This window comes from Bacillus cereus group sp. BfR-BA-01347 (assembly GCF_022663835.1).
In the GTDB taxonomy this organism is placed as follows: Bacteria; Bacillota; Bacilli; order Bacillales; family Bacillaceae_G; genus Bacillus_A; species Bacillus_A thuringiensis_K.
In genome coordinates, this window is the sequence record NZ_JAKUGG010000001.1 from 1 (window position 1) to 16,138 (window position 16,138).

Consider the following 16,138-nt stretch of genomic DNA (forward strand, 5'->3'; position numbering starts at 1 on the left):
GGGGAATGTCTTATAAATTAGGGAGGAACAACTTCGATACATATACTATAAAAGGTAGATGTGACCTCTGTGTGAACATAGGGTGAAAGAGAGAGGGAGTTTTAAATAAAAGATAGAAAGACAAAAAAATAAGACCATCATTTATAAGATGGTCAAGGAAGGGGACAATTTATGTCAATTTAATTAGGGATGGAAGCTGTTCAAAGACACTGGGGAATGTCTTATAAATTAGGGAGGAACAACTTCGATACATATACTATAAAAGGTAGATGTGACCTCTGTGTGAACATAGGGTGAAAGAGAGAGGGAGTTTTAAATAAAATGAAAATTTAATGAGTGTTTTTTGTTCATCCCCTGTTAATTATTAGCCTTAACCAATCGGGCGTTTATTGCCCACAAATAGCGGAATAAAAGATAGAGCAAACAAAAAATAAGACCATCACATATAAGATGGTCAAGGAAGGGGACAATTTATGTTAATTTAATTAGGGATGGAAGCTATTCAAAGACACTGGGGAATGTCTTATAAATTAGGGAGGAACAGCTTCGATACATATACTATAAAAGGTGGATGTGATCTCTGCGTGAACATAGAGTGAAAGATATGGGGATTTGAAAAATAGTACATATGAAATTGTTATTGCTAGCAATATTGAGCTAGGATATAGTTTTCCAGCATAAAACGAAAAAGGAATCTGAATATAAATAAAAGTTGTAATCTATAAAAAAAAGGATTATGCTCAACTATATTATGAGAATATAAGGTTTGTCCCAGTTATTTAAGGGCTTTTAAAAAGCTTTTTATTTATGAGGGGAAAGCTTCACTTTAATAAGGGAGTTAGTGATATGGACATAACAAAAAAACAAGGACTTTATAATCGTCTTATACGATTAAACCCACCACAAATATTAGCATTAGGTTTTTTCTGCTTAATTGTGGTTGGCGGTTTGTTATTAAAATTACCATTCGCAACGAAAGTACATATTAGTTGGGTAGATGCTTTCTTTACAGCAACGTCAGCAGCGACCGTAACTGGTTTAGGAGTAGTGGATACAGCAAGTACATTTACGATGTTTGGCGAAATTGTTATTATGTTTTTAATTCAAACAGGTGGTCTAGGTCTTATGACAATTGCCATTTTAATTGTTTGGGTACTAGGTAAAAAAATCGGATTACGTCATCGTTTGTTAATTGGAGAAGCATTTAATCAAACAAATATAGGTGGTCTTGTAAAATTAGTAAAGCGTGTCTTTATATTTTCGATTTGTATTGAACTTATTGGGGTCATCTTTTTATCGTTTCGCTTTATTCCAGAGTTTGGTTTTGGAAAAGGTTTATACTATAGTATTTTTCATGTAATTGCATCTTATAATAATGCAGGCTTTGCTTTATGGCCAGATAATTTAACAAGATATGTAGGGGATCCCATTATTAATATTGGGATTTGCTCTTTAATTGTAATAGGGGGACTCGGTTTTACCGTATTAATTGATATGTGGTATAGCCGTAGTTTTCGAAAATTATCGCTTCATTCGAAAATCATGATTATTGGAACAGTAGTGCTAAATGTTATAGCGATGATTGTTATTTTTGTATTGGAATATAATAATGTGAAGACGTTAGGGAATTTACCTTTAAATGAAAAGTTATGGGCTTCTTTCTTTCAAGGTATAACTCCTCGTACTGCTGGATTTAATACAGTTGACTACGGGGGAATGGAAGAATCATCTATATTATTTACGATGATTTTGATGTTTATTGGTGCAGGAAGTGTATCGACAGGTGGAGGAATTAAATTAACGACGTTTGTTATCTTAATTACATCTGTCCTTTCTTTCTTTAGAAAAAAAGAGGAAATCGTATTATTTCAGCGTACGATAAAAATGTCAACAGTAACGAGAGCATTAGCCATTGCTGTTGCCAGTCAAATACTTATTTTTGCAGCGGTATTTATATTAATGCTGACAGAAAACTTCAGCTTTATTCAATTATTATTTGAGACGATATCAGCGTTTGGCACAGTCGGATTAACGATGGGAATTACTGCAAAGCTATCGGCATTCGGAAAATGTATTATTATGTTTGTTATGTTTTGCGGATTGATTGGACCATTAACACTTGTGTTCTCTTTAGCGCGACCAGCAAAACAAAAAATAAAATATCCATCGGAAGATGTGTTTACAGGATAAGGTATCCCACGTTAAGCGAGATACCTTTTTCTTTTTTAGAACAGAGAGAACAGTAAACCAATTAGTGCTACTCGGAATAAAATTGCAATAAGTGCAGCAATCCCACCAACAACTGCAGCGATACCCCCAGTTACAGTAGCTCCGCGGTTATAAGCGTAAATACCGAGTAAAACAGAAACAAGACCAAATAGTGTTGGGAATGTAAATAGTGATAAGATAGATAGCGCAAGAGCAATAAAACCAGCAGTTGATCCAGCAGCGGAAGATTTTACAGCATCTTTATCGTCTTTATCATCGTAATTATAATCAATGCGTTGTGGTGCAACTTCAGCGGCGTACTCTTCCTTATAATCACTATCTATTCTATCTCTTCTTTTATAATCATCAAATTTCTCAGTCAAAGTCATGACTCCTTTCATAACAAGGTTCAATAGTAGTATGTATCTCTTTTTCTTTTTTATCCCGCATTAACGGGTAGTAAGACCCCATCTCAAAATTCAGCGAAAGCAAAAAAAGTTAGGTGGGGATTGGGCTGCCCGTAAAAGCCCGATTGGTTAGGGCTAATAATCAGTGGGGGATAAACACCCCCCCACTGATTAAAGTTTCACTATACCGGAGCATGTACAGGGAGTAGTATCTTTTAAAAGGAGGAAAATGTTTTCTTGAAATAGGAAAAGTTAGTATGACTTCCTCTATTTTGGAAAGTATAAAAAGGAATAATGAGGAAAGGGTGCAATACATAATGGAACATCCAATTGAAAATTTAATGAAAACGGCAATGACAAATTTAAAAGAGATGGTAGATGTAAATACGATTGTTGGGAGTCCGGTTTCAACAGCTGACGGAAATGTAGTATTAACAGTATCTCAAGTGGCTTTTGGTTTTGGAGCTGGTGGAAGTGATTTTAAAGGGGATTTCATTACTGAAAAACATAACGGTGGGCAAAATCAGCATAAAGAGAACAAGCAAGGGCATCCATTTGGAGGAGGAAGCGGGGCTGGGGTTTCCATTAGTCCAGTGGCTTTTTTAGTAGTTGGTTCTAATGGGGTGCAAGTATTACATCTCAACAGTAGTACACATTTAATTGAAAAGGCTTTAAATACTGTACCAAGCACTGTAGATAAATTTGTAAATGGTCGTCAAAAGTGAACTTGCATTTTTTAGGAATTATGATATATTAGAAAAAGTGCGCTTTAGGATGATCGGAATAATTGAAATGTAAATATATATGATGTATGGAATAAGGGAGAGGACTTTATGATTAATATTAAAAACTTAGTAGTTGGCTTATTTATGTTAGTAAGCGGCTTTGTTGTATATGTAATAAAAGAAAAAGCTCCATTCTAAAACAGACAAACCGTTACTGTCTGTTTTTAATTTGCAGAAAAATGTTGACAAGTTATTGTATTGGTGTTAAAATTTTAATTCGTGTCTCGGTTACAGCTAGTGTAGAGTAAATATTTCTTATGAATGCAATACGAAAAGTTTGCGAAAGATCGGGTAATTTTATCAACAACTTTTGTGAACAAACCCTATAAATTGTATTTGTAAGCTATATATGTATACTAGTGAATCAAGGAGCGGTCAGTGGAACCGTAATGATGAGAGAGAGGTAGGGCTTTCATCCAGTATATGTTACTTTCCCGTTAGGTGAATATAAAAAAGAGGACTCCTTTTAAAAGGAGTCCTCTTTCATTTTTTAAGTGCGACTTTCAACTTGTTGACAAATTTCATCCGTTGTTAAACCGTGAGCTGTAATGACTGATCCTTTAATTGATGCATCTGCAATGCCCATCATATTGGAATCTTGCCCAGTTACCACACAACAATCGCACCCTTGTGCATCCTGTTCTGAGTTAAGTGTAACAACTTCATGACCTTGTTGCTGAAGAGCTTGTTGAACGTCTGTTAATGAGTTTTCAACGCCAATTCTAGCCATAATTCTCACCTCCTACCATCTAATTGCTAGTATGCTCAAGTTCACTGCATATATTTATGAAAAGACGGTAGGAAGTAAATCTTTGTTTAGTCGTTATATACGCCAGTAAGCATTTGACTAACGAATTGGTCGTTTAATGTATCTTGTGCTGAAGAAGTATTTGAATGGATGTCAATTGAAGCAATAAAATGATTATGTTCTTTCGTATTTGGTTCTACCTCTACGTAATTATCGAATTTACAAAAACCTTTCGTATCCATTAGATCAAATAATTGCAGCATTTCTACTACCTCTTGTCTCGTTCCTTTAATTTGTACACACGCCATATTTATTTCCTCCTTTATTTTGACAAATTGTTTTTTAAAAATAGGATTATGATTACGAAATGAAAAATATGAATGTTATTTTTAGACAGCGCTATTTTTGTTATTTTCCCCCTTTTTCACCAAAAGTCGTTATATATTCCCGGATTTATAAAATCGGATGTCCGTTTATTGAATACAATAGATTCGTATCAATTGATGAAAATCCTTCTTTTAAACAAATATTTTTTTAGTGGAAATTGGCGGAAAAAATTTTTTGACTTTTTGTAAACGTTAACAATGTTGTTAAATCAATATAATTAAAGAAGTACGTACGATTAAAAATTATAAATTTTCCAAAAATTCACTTGATTTATTTAGAAAGGAGAGTAAACTAGGAAACAATAAAAAATTCATAGAACATAGGAGGCGCTTCTAGTGAATGAGCAATGGATTTTCTTAAATGGAGAATTTGTTCCAAAAGATGAAGCAAAAGTTTCAGTATATGATCATGGCTATTTATATGGCGATGGAGTATTTGAAGGAATTAGAGTTTATAGCGGTAATGTTTTCCGTTTGAGAGAGCATCTTGTCCGGTTGTATGAATCAGCAAAATCAATCCTTTTAGAAATTCCATATTCATTAGATGAAGTAACAAATATTGTTGTTGAGACAATTCAACAAAATAAATTATCTAATGGATACATTCGACTTGTTGTATCAAGAGGAGCAGGAAATCTTGGATTGGATCCCGATTCATGTAAGAAGCCGAATGTAGTAGTAATTGCAGAACAATTATCTTTATTCCCACAAGAATATTATGAGAAAGGGATTCCAGTTGTAACAGTTGCAACGCGCCGAAATCGTCCCGATGTTTTATCCCCTCAAGTAAAATCTTTAAATTACTTAAACAATATTTTAGTTCGTATTGAAGCGAAATTAGCTGGAGTACAAGAAGCACTTATGTTAAATGATCAAGGATATGTAGCTGAAGGATCAGGAGATAACGTGTTTATTGTTAAAGGAAATAAATTAATTACACCACCAAGTTCTGCTGGAGCGTTAGAAGGTATTACACGAAACGCCATTTTAGAAATTGGTGAAAAACTTGGATATGACGTAAGAGAAGAGTTATTTACAAGACATGATGTATATGTAGCTGATGAGGTGTTTTTAACAGGAACAGCTGCTGAAGTTATTGCTGTTACGACAGTAGATGGTAGAACGATTGGCTTAGGGCAAACAGGTCCACATACGAACCGTTTATTAGAAGAGTTTCGTAAGTTAGTTGTAGAAGATGGAGAGAAAATTTACGAAGAAAACAAAGTTGGATAACAACTTTTTTAACATAAGAAAGCGTTGATAGGGAGGAGTAGTTGATTGTGAAGCCTCACAGAGAGTCGGTGGTTGCTGAAAACCGATGGTTCACGTCGACGAACATCGCCCTTGAGTGCTAAGCTAAAGCATTTGTCTAGGCTTAGACGGTAGCTCCGTTATTAGCTAGATCCATTTATGGATCACTGAGGCAAGAGTATTCTTGCAAAGAAGGGTGGTACCGCGAAATCTTTCGTCCCTTCAGCACATAGCTGGAGTGTGGACGTAGGGTTTTTTTATTGTATAAAAGTTTGAAAAAGGGGGCTTATAAGAACAATGTCTTCAAAAACGGAAGAGAAACTGGCAACTGGTGCACAGCTATTGTTAGAAGCGCTAGAAAAGGAAGGCGTAGAAGTGATTTTCGGTTATCCGGGTGGTGCCGTTTTACCTCTCTATGATGCATTGTATGATTGTGAAATTCCACATATTTTAACAAGGCATGAGCAAGGGGCGATTCACGCTGCTGAAGGGTATGCCAGAATTACAGGGAATCCAGGGGTTGTAATTGCAACGAGTGGACCAGGTGCTACAAATGTAATTACGGGTCTAGCTGATGCGATGATTGATTCATTGCCACTTGTAGTATTTACAGGCCAAGTAGCAACAACGTTAATTGGGAGCGATGCTTTTCAAGAGGCAGATATTATGGGACTTACGATGCCAGTGACAAAACATAACTATCAAGTGCGAAAGGCCTCAGATTTACCTCGGATTATTAAAGAAGCATTTCATATTGCTAAAACAGGAAGACCAGGACCAGTCGTTATTGACCTTCCGAAAGATATGGTAGTCGAGAAAGGTGAGCGATGTAGCAATGTACAAATGGATTTACCAGGATATAACCCTAATTATGAACCGAATCTACTTCAAATAAACAAATTACTACAAGTAATTGAAACCGCAAAAAAACCGTTAATTTTAGCTGGAGCGGGTATATTGCACGCGAAAGCGTCGAAAGAATTGACAAGTTTTGCTCGTAAATATGAAATCCCTGTTGTGCATACATTACTTGGACTTGGTGGTTTTCCGCCAGATGATGAACTATTTCTAGGGATGGGGGGAATGCACGGTTCTTATACAGCCAATATGGCATTATATGAATGCGACTTACTCATTAATATAGGCGCGAGATTTGATGATCGTCTTACTGGAAATTTAGCTTTTTTTGCTAAAGGGGCGACTGTTGCACATATCGATATTGATCCAGCAGAAATCGGGAAAAATGTGCCAACAGAGATTCCTATTGTTGCAAGTGCTAAGCAGGCGTTAGAAGTATTGCTTCAATCAGAAGGAAAGAAAGAAAATCATCATGAATGGCTCTTTTTATTAAAGAGTAGAAAAGAAAAATATCCATTCTCTTATAAACGAAATTCTCAACGTATTAAACCTCAATATGCGATTGATATGCTATATGAAATTACGAAGGGAGAAGCGATTGTAACAACAGACGTTGGGCAACACCAAATGTGGGCAGCACAATATTATCCGCTGAAAAATCCAGATAAATGGGTAACTTCTGGCGGATTAGGAACGATGGGGTTCGGATTTCCAGCAGCAATCGGTGCGCAAATTGCAAAGCCTGAAGAATTAGTTATTGCAATTGTTGGTGATGCTGGGTTTCAAATGACTCTGCAAGAATTAAGTGTATTAAAAGAACACGCTTTACCTGTTAAAGTATTTATTTTAAATAATGAAGCTTTAGGAATGGTAAGACAATGGCAAGATGAATTTTACAACCAAAGATATTCGCACTCTTTATTGCCATGCCAACCAGATTTCGTCGCTCTTGCGAATGCATATGGCATAAAAGGTGTTCGTATTGACAATCCACTTCTTGCAAAGAAGCAAATCCAGCATGCAATTGAATTACAAGAGCCAGTCGTAATTGATTGTCGTGTACTTCAATCAGAGAAGGTTATGCCGATGGTTGCACCAGGAAAAGGTGTTCACCAAATGGAGGGAGTGGAAAAAGGGTGAAGAGAATTGTTACAGCGACAGTTCGAAATCAAAGTGGTGTGTTAAACCGAATTACAGGGGTTATGACACGAAGACATTTTAATATTGAAAGTATTTCAGTAGGTCATACGGAATCATCTGACATATCGCGGATGACGATTGTTGTACACGTTGAAAGTGAACAGCAAGTCGAGCAGTTAATTAAACAACTTCATAAGCAAATTGATGTTTTGAAAGTATCAGATATTACAGAAGAAGCGATGATTGCAAGAGAACTTGCACTTATTAAAGTAGCGACTTCAGTAGCAAGAGCTGAATTATACAGTTTAATTGAACCGTTTCGAGCCGCTGTAATAGATGTTGGGAAGGATTCCATAGTTGTGCAAGTAACAGGTACTCAGGAAAAAGTAGAAGCGTTAATTGAATTACTTCGTCCATACGGTTTGAAAGAAATTGCAAGAACAGGTGTAACAGCCTTTACGCGTAGTATGAAAAAACAAGATAAGCAAGTTATGTTAATCCAATAATCATTTAAATATAGGGGGAAATGAAAATGGCAAAAGTTTATTATGAGAAAGATGTAACAGTAAATGTATTAAAAGAAAAGAAAGTAGCAATCATCGGATATGGCTCGCAAGGTCATGCGCATGCGCAAAATTTACGTGATAACGGATTTGATGTAGTAGTAGGTTTAAGAAAGGGTAAGTCTTGGGATAAAGCGAATGAAGATGGGTTTTCTGTATATACAGTAGCAGAAGCAGCGGAAAAAGCTGATGTAGTAATGATTCTACTGCCTGATGAATTACAACCAGAAGTATATGAAGCTGAAATTGCACCAAATTTACAGGCTGGAAACTCTCTAGTGTTCGCACATGGATTTAATGTTCACTTTGATCAAGTAAAACCACCAGCTAATGTAGATGTATTTCTAGTAGCGCCAAAAGGACCGGGGCATCTCGTACGCCGTACGTTCGCCGAGGGAGGGGCTGTTCCTGCATTATTTGCAGTATATCAAGATGCAACAGGAGTTGCGACTGAAAAAGCACTTTCTTATGCTGACGGAATTGGAGCAACGAGAGCTGGTGTACTAGAAACGACGTTTAAAGAAGAAACAGAAACAGATTTATTTGGAGAGCAAGCTGTGCTTTGCGGCGGAGTGACTGCACTTGTAAAAGCAGGGTTTGAAACGTTAGTTGATGCGGGGTATCAGCCTGAACTTGCATATTTTGAATGTTTACATGAACTGAAGCTAATCGTTGACCTTATGTACGAAGGTGGACTTGAAAATATGAGATATTCAGTTTCAGATACAGCGCAGTGGGGAGACTTCGTATCAGGACCACGCGTTGTTACTGAAGATACGAAGAAAGCGATGGGTACAGTGCTAGCAGAAATTCAAGATGGTACATTTGCAAGAGGTTGGATTGCAGAGCATAAAGCAGGAAGACCGAATTTCCATGCGACAAATGAGAAAGAGAATGAACATGAAATCGAAGTAGTTGGACGTAAATTACGTGAAATGATGCCTTTCGTACAGCCGCGAGTAAAGGTAGGGATTAAATAATATGAAGAAGATTTTGTTCATGGATACGACGCTACGTGATGGCGAACAATCACCAGGAGTGAATTTAAATGAACAAGAGAAATTACAAATTGCTAGACAATTAGAGAGGCTTGGTATTCATGTAATGGAAACTGGATTCGCGGCAGCTTCCGAAGGAGACTTCCAATCGGTAAAGCGCATTGCGAATACAATTCAAAATGCTACGGTTATGAGTTTAGCTAGAGCGAAAGAAAGTGACATTCGAAGAGCATATGAAGCTGTGAAAGGTGCTGTGTCTCCTCGTCTACACGTATTTCTAGCTACGAGTGATATTCATATGAAATATAAACTTTGTATGTCAAAAGAAGATGTGTTAAATAGTATTCATCGCTCGGTTACGCTCGGGAAATCATTATTTCCGACAGTACAATTTTCTGCAGAAGATGCGACAAGAACATCGAGAGCATTTTTAGCTGAAGCAGTAGAAATTGCGATTCGCGCAGGAGCGAATGTAATTAATATTCCGGATACAGTTGGATATACGAATCCGGAAGAGTATTATTCTCTTTTTAAATACTTACAAGAATCCGTTCCTTCATATGAAAAAGCAATTTTTTCTTGTCATTGTCACGATGATCTTGGGATGGCAGTAGCAAATTCGCTAGCCGCAGTTGAAGGGGGAGCACTGCAAGTAGAAGGAACGATTAATGGCATTGGAGAAAGAGCAGGGAATGCGGCGTTAGAAGAAGTCGCAGTTGCTCTTCATATTAGAAAAGATTTCTATAAAGCAGAGCCTTCGATGACTTTAAAAGAAATTAAGGCGACGAGTACATTAGTAAGCAGATTAACAGGTATGGTGGTGCCGAAAAATAAAGCGATTGTTGGAGCGAATGCATTCGCTCATGAATCAGGAATTCATCAAGATGGTGTATTAAAAGAAGTGACAACATATGAAATTATTGAACCAGCACTAGTAGGCGAATCTCAAAACCTATTTGTACTTGGAAAACATTCTGGGCGTCATGCGTTTACAGAAAAAATGAAAGAACTTGGCTATGAATTTACAAACGAAGAGCGGGATACAGTATTTGAAGCATTTAAAAAATTAGCTGATCGTAAAAAGGAAATTACTGAAGAAGATTTACGCGCACTTATGCTTGGTGAAGCAGCATTTGCAGCCCAGCAATATAACATTACGCAATTACAAGTACATTTCGTATCAAATAGTACACAATGCGCGACAGTTGTACTAAAAGATGAGGAAGGAAATGTATATGAAGATGCAGCTACTGGCTCTGGTAGTATTGAAGCGATTTATAATGCAATCCAAAGAATTTTAGGATTAGAATGTGAATTGGCGGATTATCGCATACAATCTATTACACAAGGTCAAGATGCACTTGCTCATGTTCATGTTGAATTAAAAGAAGGTAGTCACCAAATATCAGGTTTCGGAGTTGCGCAAGACGTATTGGAAGCGTCGGCGAGAGCTTATGTCCATGCAGCAGGGAAATTAAAATCTCTTATAGCGCTTGTGAAATAAATATTTGATAGGTGAGAGAAGCTTTCCTCACCTATCAAATTAAAGTTCTGAAAATTCTGTTAAAAGGAGTGTTAAAAATGGAAAAACGTATCGTTTGTTTAGCTGGTGATGGTGTTGGTCCAGAAGTAATGGAAAGTGCGAAGGAAGTATTGCATATGGTAGAAAGGCTATATGGACATCATTTTCATTTGCAAGATGAGTATTTTGGTGGTGTCGCTATCGATTTAACTGGGCAACCATTACCACAGCGAACACTTGCCGCCTGTTTAGCGAGTGATGCGGTTTTGCTTGGAGCAGTAGGTGGACCAAGGTGGGATAGTGCGAAAGAAAGGCCTGAGAAAGGATTATTAGCATTAAGAAAAGGACTCGGTGTATTTGCGAATGTTCGCCCTGTAACGGTAGAAAGTGCAACTGCACATTTATCACCATTAAAAAACGCTGATGAAATTGATTTCGTTGTCGTTCGTGAATTAACAGGCGGAATTTATTTTTCTTATCCGAAAGAGCGAACGGAAGAAGTGGCGACAGATACACTTACGTATCATCGCCATGAAATTGAACGTATCGTTTCGTATGCTTTTCAATTAGCGAATAAGCGGAAGAAAAAAGTAACATCTATTGATAAAGCGAATGTTTTAGAGTCTAGTAAATTATGGAGAACTGTGACAGAAGAAGTAGCACTTCGCTACCCGAATGTGGAAGTAGAACACATTTTAGTAGATGCAGCAGCTATGGAATTAATTCGGAATCCAGGAAGATTTGACGTTATTGTAACGGAAAATTTATTTGGTGATATTTTAAGTGATGAGGCTTCAGTATTAGCTGGATCATTAGGAATGCTTCCATCAGCAAGTCACGCTGAAAAGGGGCCTTCATTATACGAGCCTATTCACGGATCAGCACCGGATATTGCGGGGAAAAATAAGGCAAATCCAATTGCGATGATGCGTTCTGTTGCAATGCTGCTTGGGCAATCGTTCGGATTAACGAGAGAAGGCTATGCAATTGAAGAAGCAGTTTCTGCAGTCCTTAAATCAGGAAAATGTACAGCAGATATCGGGGGGACTGAAACGACAACTTCATTTACAAAGGCAGTTATTCAAGAAATGGAAGAGCAAGCGTTAGTAGGGAGAGGAAGATAATGGCGAAAAGGTTACTAGATAAGCTTTGGGAAAGACATGTAGTTGCGACTAATGAAAATGGATTGGATTTATTATATATCGATCTACATCTTGTTCATGAAGTAACGTCACCGCAAGCCTTTGAAGGCTTGCGGCTTACAAATCGAACAGTCCGCAGACCAGATTTAACATTTGCAACGATGGATCATAATATTCCAACGAAAGATGTTTGGAATATTACCGACCGCATTGCGAAGCAGCAACTAGATACACTTCGGGAAAACTGTAAACAATTTCAGGTGCCATTAGCGGATATCGGAGATGAAGAGCAAGGGATTGTTCATGTTATAGGACCAGAACTTGGACTCACACAGCCAGGAAAAACGATTGTTTGTGGTGATAGTCATACAGCAACACACGGTGCTTTTGGCGCACTAGCGTTTGGTATTGGTACGAGTGAAGTGGAACATGTATTGGCAACGCAAACGTTATGGCAACGAAAGCCGAAAGCGATGGGCATTGAGTTAAAAGGAAAGTTACCGCAAGGTGTTTATGCGAAAGATATTATTTTACACCTTCTTTCAAAGTACGGAGTAGCAGTTGGAACAGGTTACGTAATGGAATTTTACGGAGAGGCCATTCATGCTATGGATATGGAAGAGAGGATGACGCTTTGCAATATGGCAATTGAAGGGGGAGCAAAGGCTGGCATTATTGCACCAGATGAAAAAACAGTTGCTTACGTAAAAGGGCGTAAATATGCACCGAAAGACTATGAATCTATTAAGAAAAAATGGTCAGAACTTTATACAGATTTAGATGCAGTTTATGATTTACATATTCTAGTAGATGTTGCGGATTTAGCGCCGTACGTTACGTGGGGAACAAATCCTAGTATGGGTGTTCGGATCGATGAGGAATTGCCAGAAAAGCATGATGCAAATGACGAAAGAGCGTTTTCTTATATGGGATTGAGTCCCGGACAAAGTACGTATGACATTCCAGTTCAACATGTTTTCATTGGATCTTGTACAAATTCCAGGCTTTCTGACTTAGAAATTGCTGCATCTGTCGTGAAAGGTAAAAAAGTAAAAGAAGGTGTGCGAGCACTTGTTGTACCTGGATCTCAAAGGGTAAGAGAAGCGGCGATGCATAAAGGATTACATCGCATATTTGAAGAAGCTGGATTTGAATGGAGAGAGCCTGGATGCTCAATGTGTCTAGGTATGAATCCAGATCAAGTGCCTGAAGGAGAACATTGTGCCTCTACGTCAAATCGCAATTTTGAAGGAAGACAAGGAAAGGGAGCACGAACGCATTTAGTTAGCCCGGCAATGGCGGCAGCGGCTGCGTTATATGGTCATTTTGTTGATATTAGAAAGGAGAGTTATGATGGAGCCATTTCGTATTCATAAAGGTACTGCCGCAGTACTGATGAATGATAACATTGATACAGATCAAATTATTCCGAAGCAATATTTAAAGAGAATTGAAAGAACTGGGTTTGGAAAGTTTTTATTTGATGAGTGGCGATATGATAATAATCGCCAAGAAAACCCTAATTTCCCGCTGAATGCACAAGAAAGAAAAGGAGCCAGCATATTAATCACAGGTGATAATTTTGGATGTGGCTCGTCTAGAGAACATGCTCCGTGGGCGCTTGCTGATTATGGTTTCCGCGTTATTATCGCTGGAGGATTTGCCGATATCTTTTATATGAATTGTATGAAGAATGGCATGTTACCGATTGTAATGGATAAAGATATGCGTGAACAACTTGCTAAAACAGATGCGAGGGAACAAATCATAGTTGATTTAGAAAATGAAATAATGACAACGAATACGCATAGATTCCATTTTACAATCGAGAAAATGTGGAAAGAGAAGTTATTAAATGGTTTAGATGAAATTAGTATTACAATGCAATATGAAAAAGAAATAAAAGAGTATGAAAGAAAAGTGGCTTTACATTAAAAAAAGTGACGGAATATTAAAAATATATTTACATTCAAAATGAACTGTTATATACTATGTGAAAATCAGAGGAGAAAGGGAGTAAGTATTATGAATATCGTGCAATCTATTACAATGCTTACACAACTACATCATCATACATGAAACCCTTGAACCTAGCGTGAAAACGTGTAGGTACAAGGGTTATTCCCGTTGTACCTACACTCTACTGAAGAGCCTTGTAGGTATTTTGTCTACAAGGCTCTTTTTATTTTCGGCTTAGGTGAATGAAATAGGCATACATTAGAAGGGGAAAGGTGTGAAAATTCAAATGACAAAATGGAAACGGGCAAACCCGAATGGAACGAGAGATTATTTATTCGAAGAATGTACGTTAATTGAAGAAGTGGAGCAAAAATTAAGGCTTACTTTTTTAGAGAGAGGTTATGAGGAAATAAGAACACCTACAATTGAATTTTATGATGTTTTTGCATTTCAAAATAGACCGATAGATGAAGAGAAGATGTATAAATTTTTTGATGAAAAGGGAAGGATTATCGTTTTACGTCCAGATATGACAATTCCTTTAGCGAGAGTTATTGGAACACAGAGATGGGATACGCCACTTAAAGTGACGTATAGCGGGAATGTATTTCGAGCGAATGAATCCCATTCTGGAAAATATAATGAAATCGTACAAAGTGGTATTGAAGTTATTGGGATTGATAATGTAAGAGCTGAAATTGAATGTGTAATAAGTGTCATTCAAGCACTTCAAAAGTTGAAGGTGCAATCTTTTACAATTGAGATTGGGCAAGTCCAGTTATATAAATGTATTATAAAAAAACTCTCCATCCAGGATGAAGAAGAAAGGGTACTTAGAACGTATATAGAAAGTAAAAATTATGCTGCCCTCTCAAATTTTATCAGAGAAAAGAAATTAGATCGATGCGATGAGACAGTAAGATTACTTGAGAAATTACCAAGGCTATTTGGAAATTTAGAAGTTATTGAGGAAGCAGAAAAGCTTGCTTCAAGTAATGAAATGAAAATGGCAATTGCAAGAGTAAAAGAAATGTATGAAACAATTGAAATGTTAGGATATGGTTCTTACATATCAATTGATTTGGGCATGATTCAACACTTAGATTACTATACGGGTGTTATTTTCAAAGGATATATATATGAAATTGGAGAAGAAATCGTTAGTGGCGGAAGATACGATGAGCTAATTGGGAATTTTGGAGAAATGCTGCCAGCTGTTGGACTCGCGGTACAAGTAAATCAAATTGTGAAGGCGCTGCAAGAGCAGCAAGAACCATATGAACGAAATCAAATTGATATTGTGATTTATTATGAGTTAAATAGATTAGCGGAAGCAGAAAGGCTACGAAATTTACTTCGAAAGGATGGGAAAAATGCTTGGTTATCTCTATTCTCTAATTTAAGCGATACCTTTCAATTTGCAAGAAAAAATAAAATAGGAACGGTCGTTGAGGCAAAGAATGAATACTTAGTGGAATATGTATGGAATGAGAAATGGGTAGTCCAGAAAGAGGGAGAGGCTTCATGCGTAACATTCAAATTGCGTTAACGAAAGGAAGATTAGAAAAACATGTCATTCCACTTTTTGAGCAGATTGGAATTGATTGTTCCGAGCTCAAAAATAAAGGTCGGAAGCTTGTATTTCAAAGTAAAAATACAAATGTTTCATTTATTTTAGTAAAAGCGGTTGATGTTGCTACTTATGTAGAACATGGGGTAGCTGATATTGGCATCGTTGGAAAAGATATTTTAATGGAAAACGAGAAAGATATTTATGAAATGCTGGATTTAGGAGTGGGGATTTGTAAGTTTTGTGTTGCTTCTATTCCTACGTATAATCCGAAGAGTTACCGGAAGAAAAGAATCGCTACGAAATACCCACATATTACTTCTACTTATTTTCATGATAAGGGAGAGGATGTAGAAATTATTAAAATAGAAGGTTCTGTAGAAATTGCTCCTCTTCTTGGATTGGCAGATGCGATTGTAGATATTGTTGAAACAGGAAAAACATTACAAGAGAATGGACTCATTGTATTTGAGGAAATGCACTTTATATCGGCTCGGATGATCGTAAATAAGGCAGCCTTAAAAACTAAAAAAGACGAAATATTCAGTATTATAAATATGATGGAGCAAGAAATCTTATCAGGGAAATAGGAGGACTTAAA

At 37.0% G+C, this 16,138-nt stretch carries 16 protein-coding genes and 1 other annotated feature; of the genes, 13 read left to right on the plus strand and 3 right to left on the minus strand.

Annotated elements, in window-relative coordinates; genetic code table 11:
• Positions 1 to 846: 846 nt before the first annotated feature.
• Entirely contained in the window at positions 847 to 2,190 is a 1,344-nt protein-coding gene (locus MR143_RS00005) for a TrkH family potassium uptake protein (protein ID WP_000355549.1), read from the plus strand.
• 35 nt (positions 2,191 to 2,225) lie between these two features.
• Here the strand turns inward: MR143_RS00005 and MR143_RS00010 are convergent, their stop codons facing one another.
• Positions 2,226 to 2,591: a hypothetical protein gene (locus tag MR143_RS00010; RefSeq protein WP_000136544.1), complete on the minus strand. Its 366-nt coding sequence runs from the start codon at positions 2,589 to 2,591 to the stop codon at positions 2,226 to 2,228.
• A gap of 281 nt (positions 2,592 to 2,872) precedes the next feature.
• On the opposite strand from MR143_RS00010, the gene ytfJ reads away from it, so the two are divergent.
• Complete coding sequence (ytfJ, locus tag MR143_RS00015; protein ID WP_000204241.1) at positions 2,873 to 3,340, plus strand: GerW family sporulation protein; 468 nt, start codon at positions 2,873 to 2,875, stop codon at positions 3,338 to 3,340.
• A gap of 108 nt (positions 3,341 to 3,448) precedes the next feature.
• Complete coding sequence (locus MR143_RS00020) at positions 3,449 to 3,538, plus strand: hypothetical protein (RefSeq protein ID WP_000608227.1); 90 nt, start codon at positions 3,449 to 3,451, stop codon at positions 3,536 to 3,538.
• 352 nt (positions 3,539 to 3,890) lie between these two features.
• Here the strand turns inward: MR143_RS00020 and MR143_RS00025 are convergent, their stop codons facing one another.
• Both MR143_RS00025 and MR143_RS00030 read right to left on the minus strand, forming a co-directional pair.
• Positions 3,891 to 4,130 carry a YkuS family protein gene (locus MR143_RS00025; RefSeq protein ID WP_000101018.1) on the minus strand — a complete coding sequence of 80 codons (240 nt, stop codon included), beginning with the start codon at positions 4,128 to 4,130 and terminating at the stop codon, positions 3,891 to 3,893.
• 86 nt (positions 4,131 to 4,216) lie between these two features.
• On the minus strand, positions 4,217 to 4,456 hold the full coding sequence (locus MR143_RS00030) for a DUF3911 family protein (protein ID WP_000752512.1): 240 nt from the start codon (positions 4,454 to 4,456) through the stop codon (positions 4,217 to 4,219).
• 414 nt (positions 4,457 to 4,870) lie between these two features.
• On the opposite strand from MR143_RS00030, the gene ilvE reads away from it, so the two are divergent.
• The 10 genes from ilvE to hisG all read left to right on the plus strand — a co-directional run bounded on the left by ilvE (position 4,871) and on the right by hisG (position 16,127).
• The gene (gene ilvE, locus MR143_RS00035; RefSeq protein WP_001005480.1) at positions 4,871 to 5,767 is read left to right on the plus strand and encodes a branched-chain-amino-acid transaminase; all 897 of its coding nucleotides are present in this window, start codon (positions 4,871 to 4,873) and stop codon (positions 5,765 to 5,767) included.
• A 15-nt stretch (positions 5,768 to 5,782) separates the two neighbouring features.
• Positions 5,783 to 6,010: a binding site (T-box leader), on the plus strand.
• 72 nt (positions 6,011 to 6,082) lie between these two features.
• Positions 6,083 to 7,783, plus strand: a complete 1,701-nt coding sequence (ilvB, locus tag MR143_RS00040) for an acetolactate synthase large subunit (protein WP_000095836.1) — start codon at positions 6,083 to 6,085, stop codon at positions 7,781 to 7,783.
• Positions 7,780 to 8,289 carry an acetolactate synthase small subunit gene (gene ilvN / locus MR143_RS00045; RefSeq protein WP_000822953.1) on the plus strand — a complete coding sequence of 170 codons (510 nt, stop codon included), beginning with the start codon at positions 7,780 to 7,782 and terminating at the stop codon, positions 8,287 to 8,289. Before ilvB ends, ilvN begins: the two co-directional genes overlap by 4 nt.
• Positions 8,290 to 8,315: 26 nt before the next feature.
• Positions 8,316 to 9,326, plus strand: coding sequence for a ketol-acid reductoisomerase (ilvC, locus tag MR143_RS00050; protein WP_001151743.1), 1,011 nt, complete (start codon positions 8,316 to 8,318; stop codon positions 9,324 to 9,326).
• A 1-nt stretch (position 9,327) separates the two neighbouring features.
• Positions 9,328 to 10,848 carry a 2-isopropylmalate synthase gene (gene leuA, locus MR143_RS00055; RefSeq protein ID WP_242280587.1) on the plus strand — a complete coding sequence of 507 codons (1,521 nt, stop codon included), beginning with the start codon at positions 9,328 to 9,330 and terminating at the stop codon, positions 10,846 to 10,848.
• A gap of 77 nt (positions 10,849 to 10,925) precedes the next feature.
• Entirely contained in the window at positions 10,926 to 11,990 is a 1,065-nt protein-coding gene (leuB, locus tag MR143_RS00060; protein WP_000415382.1) for a 3-isopropylmalate dehydrogenase, read from the plus strand.
• On the plus strand, positions 11,990 to 13,384 hold the full coding sequence (leuC, locus tag MR143_RS00065; protein ID WP_001129215.1) for a 3-isopropylmalate dehydratase large subunit: 1,395 nt from the start codon (positions 11,990 to 11,992) through the stop codon (positions 13,382 to 13,384). The genes leuB and leuC overlap by 1 nt, the downstream gene beginning before the upstream one ends.
• Positions 13,362 to 13,943, plus strand: coding sequence for a 3-isopropylmalate dehydratase small subunit (gene leuD, locus MR143_RS00070; RefSeq protein WP_000433184.1), 582 nt, complete (start codon positions 13,362 to 13,364; stop codon positions 13,941 to 13,943). The genes leuC and leuD overlap by 23 nt, the downstream gene beginning before the upstream one ends.
• Positions 13,944 to 14,253: 310 nt before the next feature.
• The gene (locus MR143_RS00075; protein WP_242280613.1) at positions 14,254 to 15,516 is read left to right on the plus strand and encodes an ATP phosphoribosyltransferase regulatory subunit; all 1,263 of its coding nucleotides are present in this window, start codon (positions 14,254 to 14,256) and stop codon (positions 15,514 to 15,516) included.
• Positions 15,492 to 16,127 (plus strand): ATP phosphoribosyltransferase, encoded by a 636-nt coding sequence (gene hisG, locus MR143_RS00080; RefSeq protein WP_001244491.1) that lies wholly within the window; start codon positions 15,492 to 15,494, stop codon positions 16,125 to 16,127. Before MR143_RS00075 ends, hisG begins: the two co-directional genes overlap by 25 nt.
• Positions 16,128 to 16,138 lie beyond the last annotated feature (11 nt).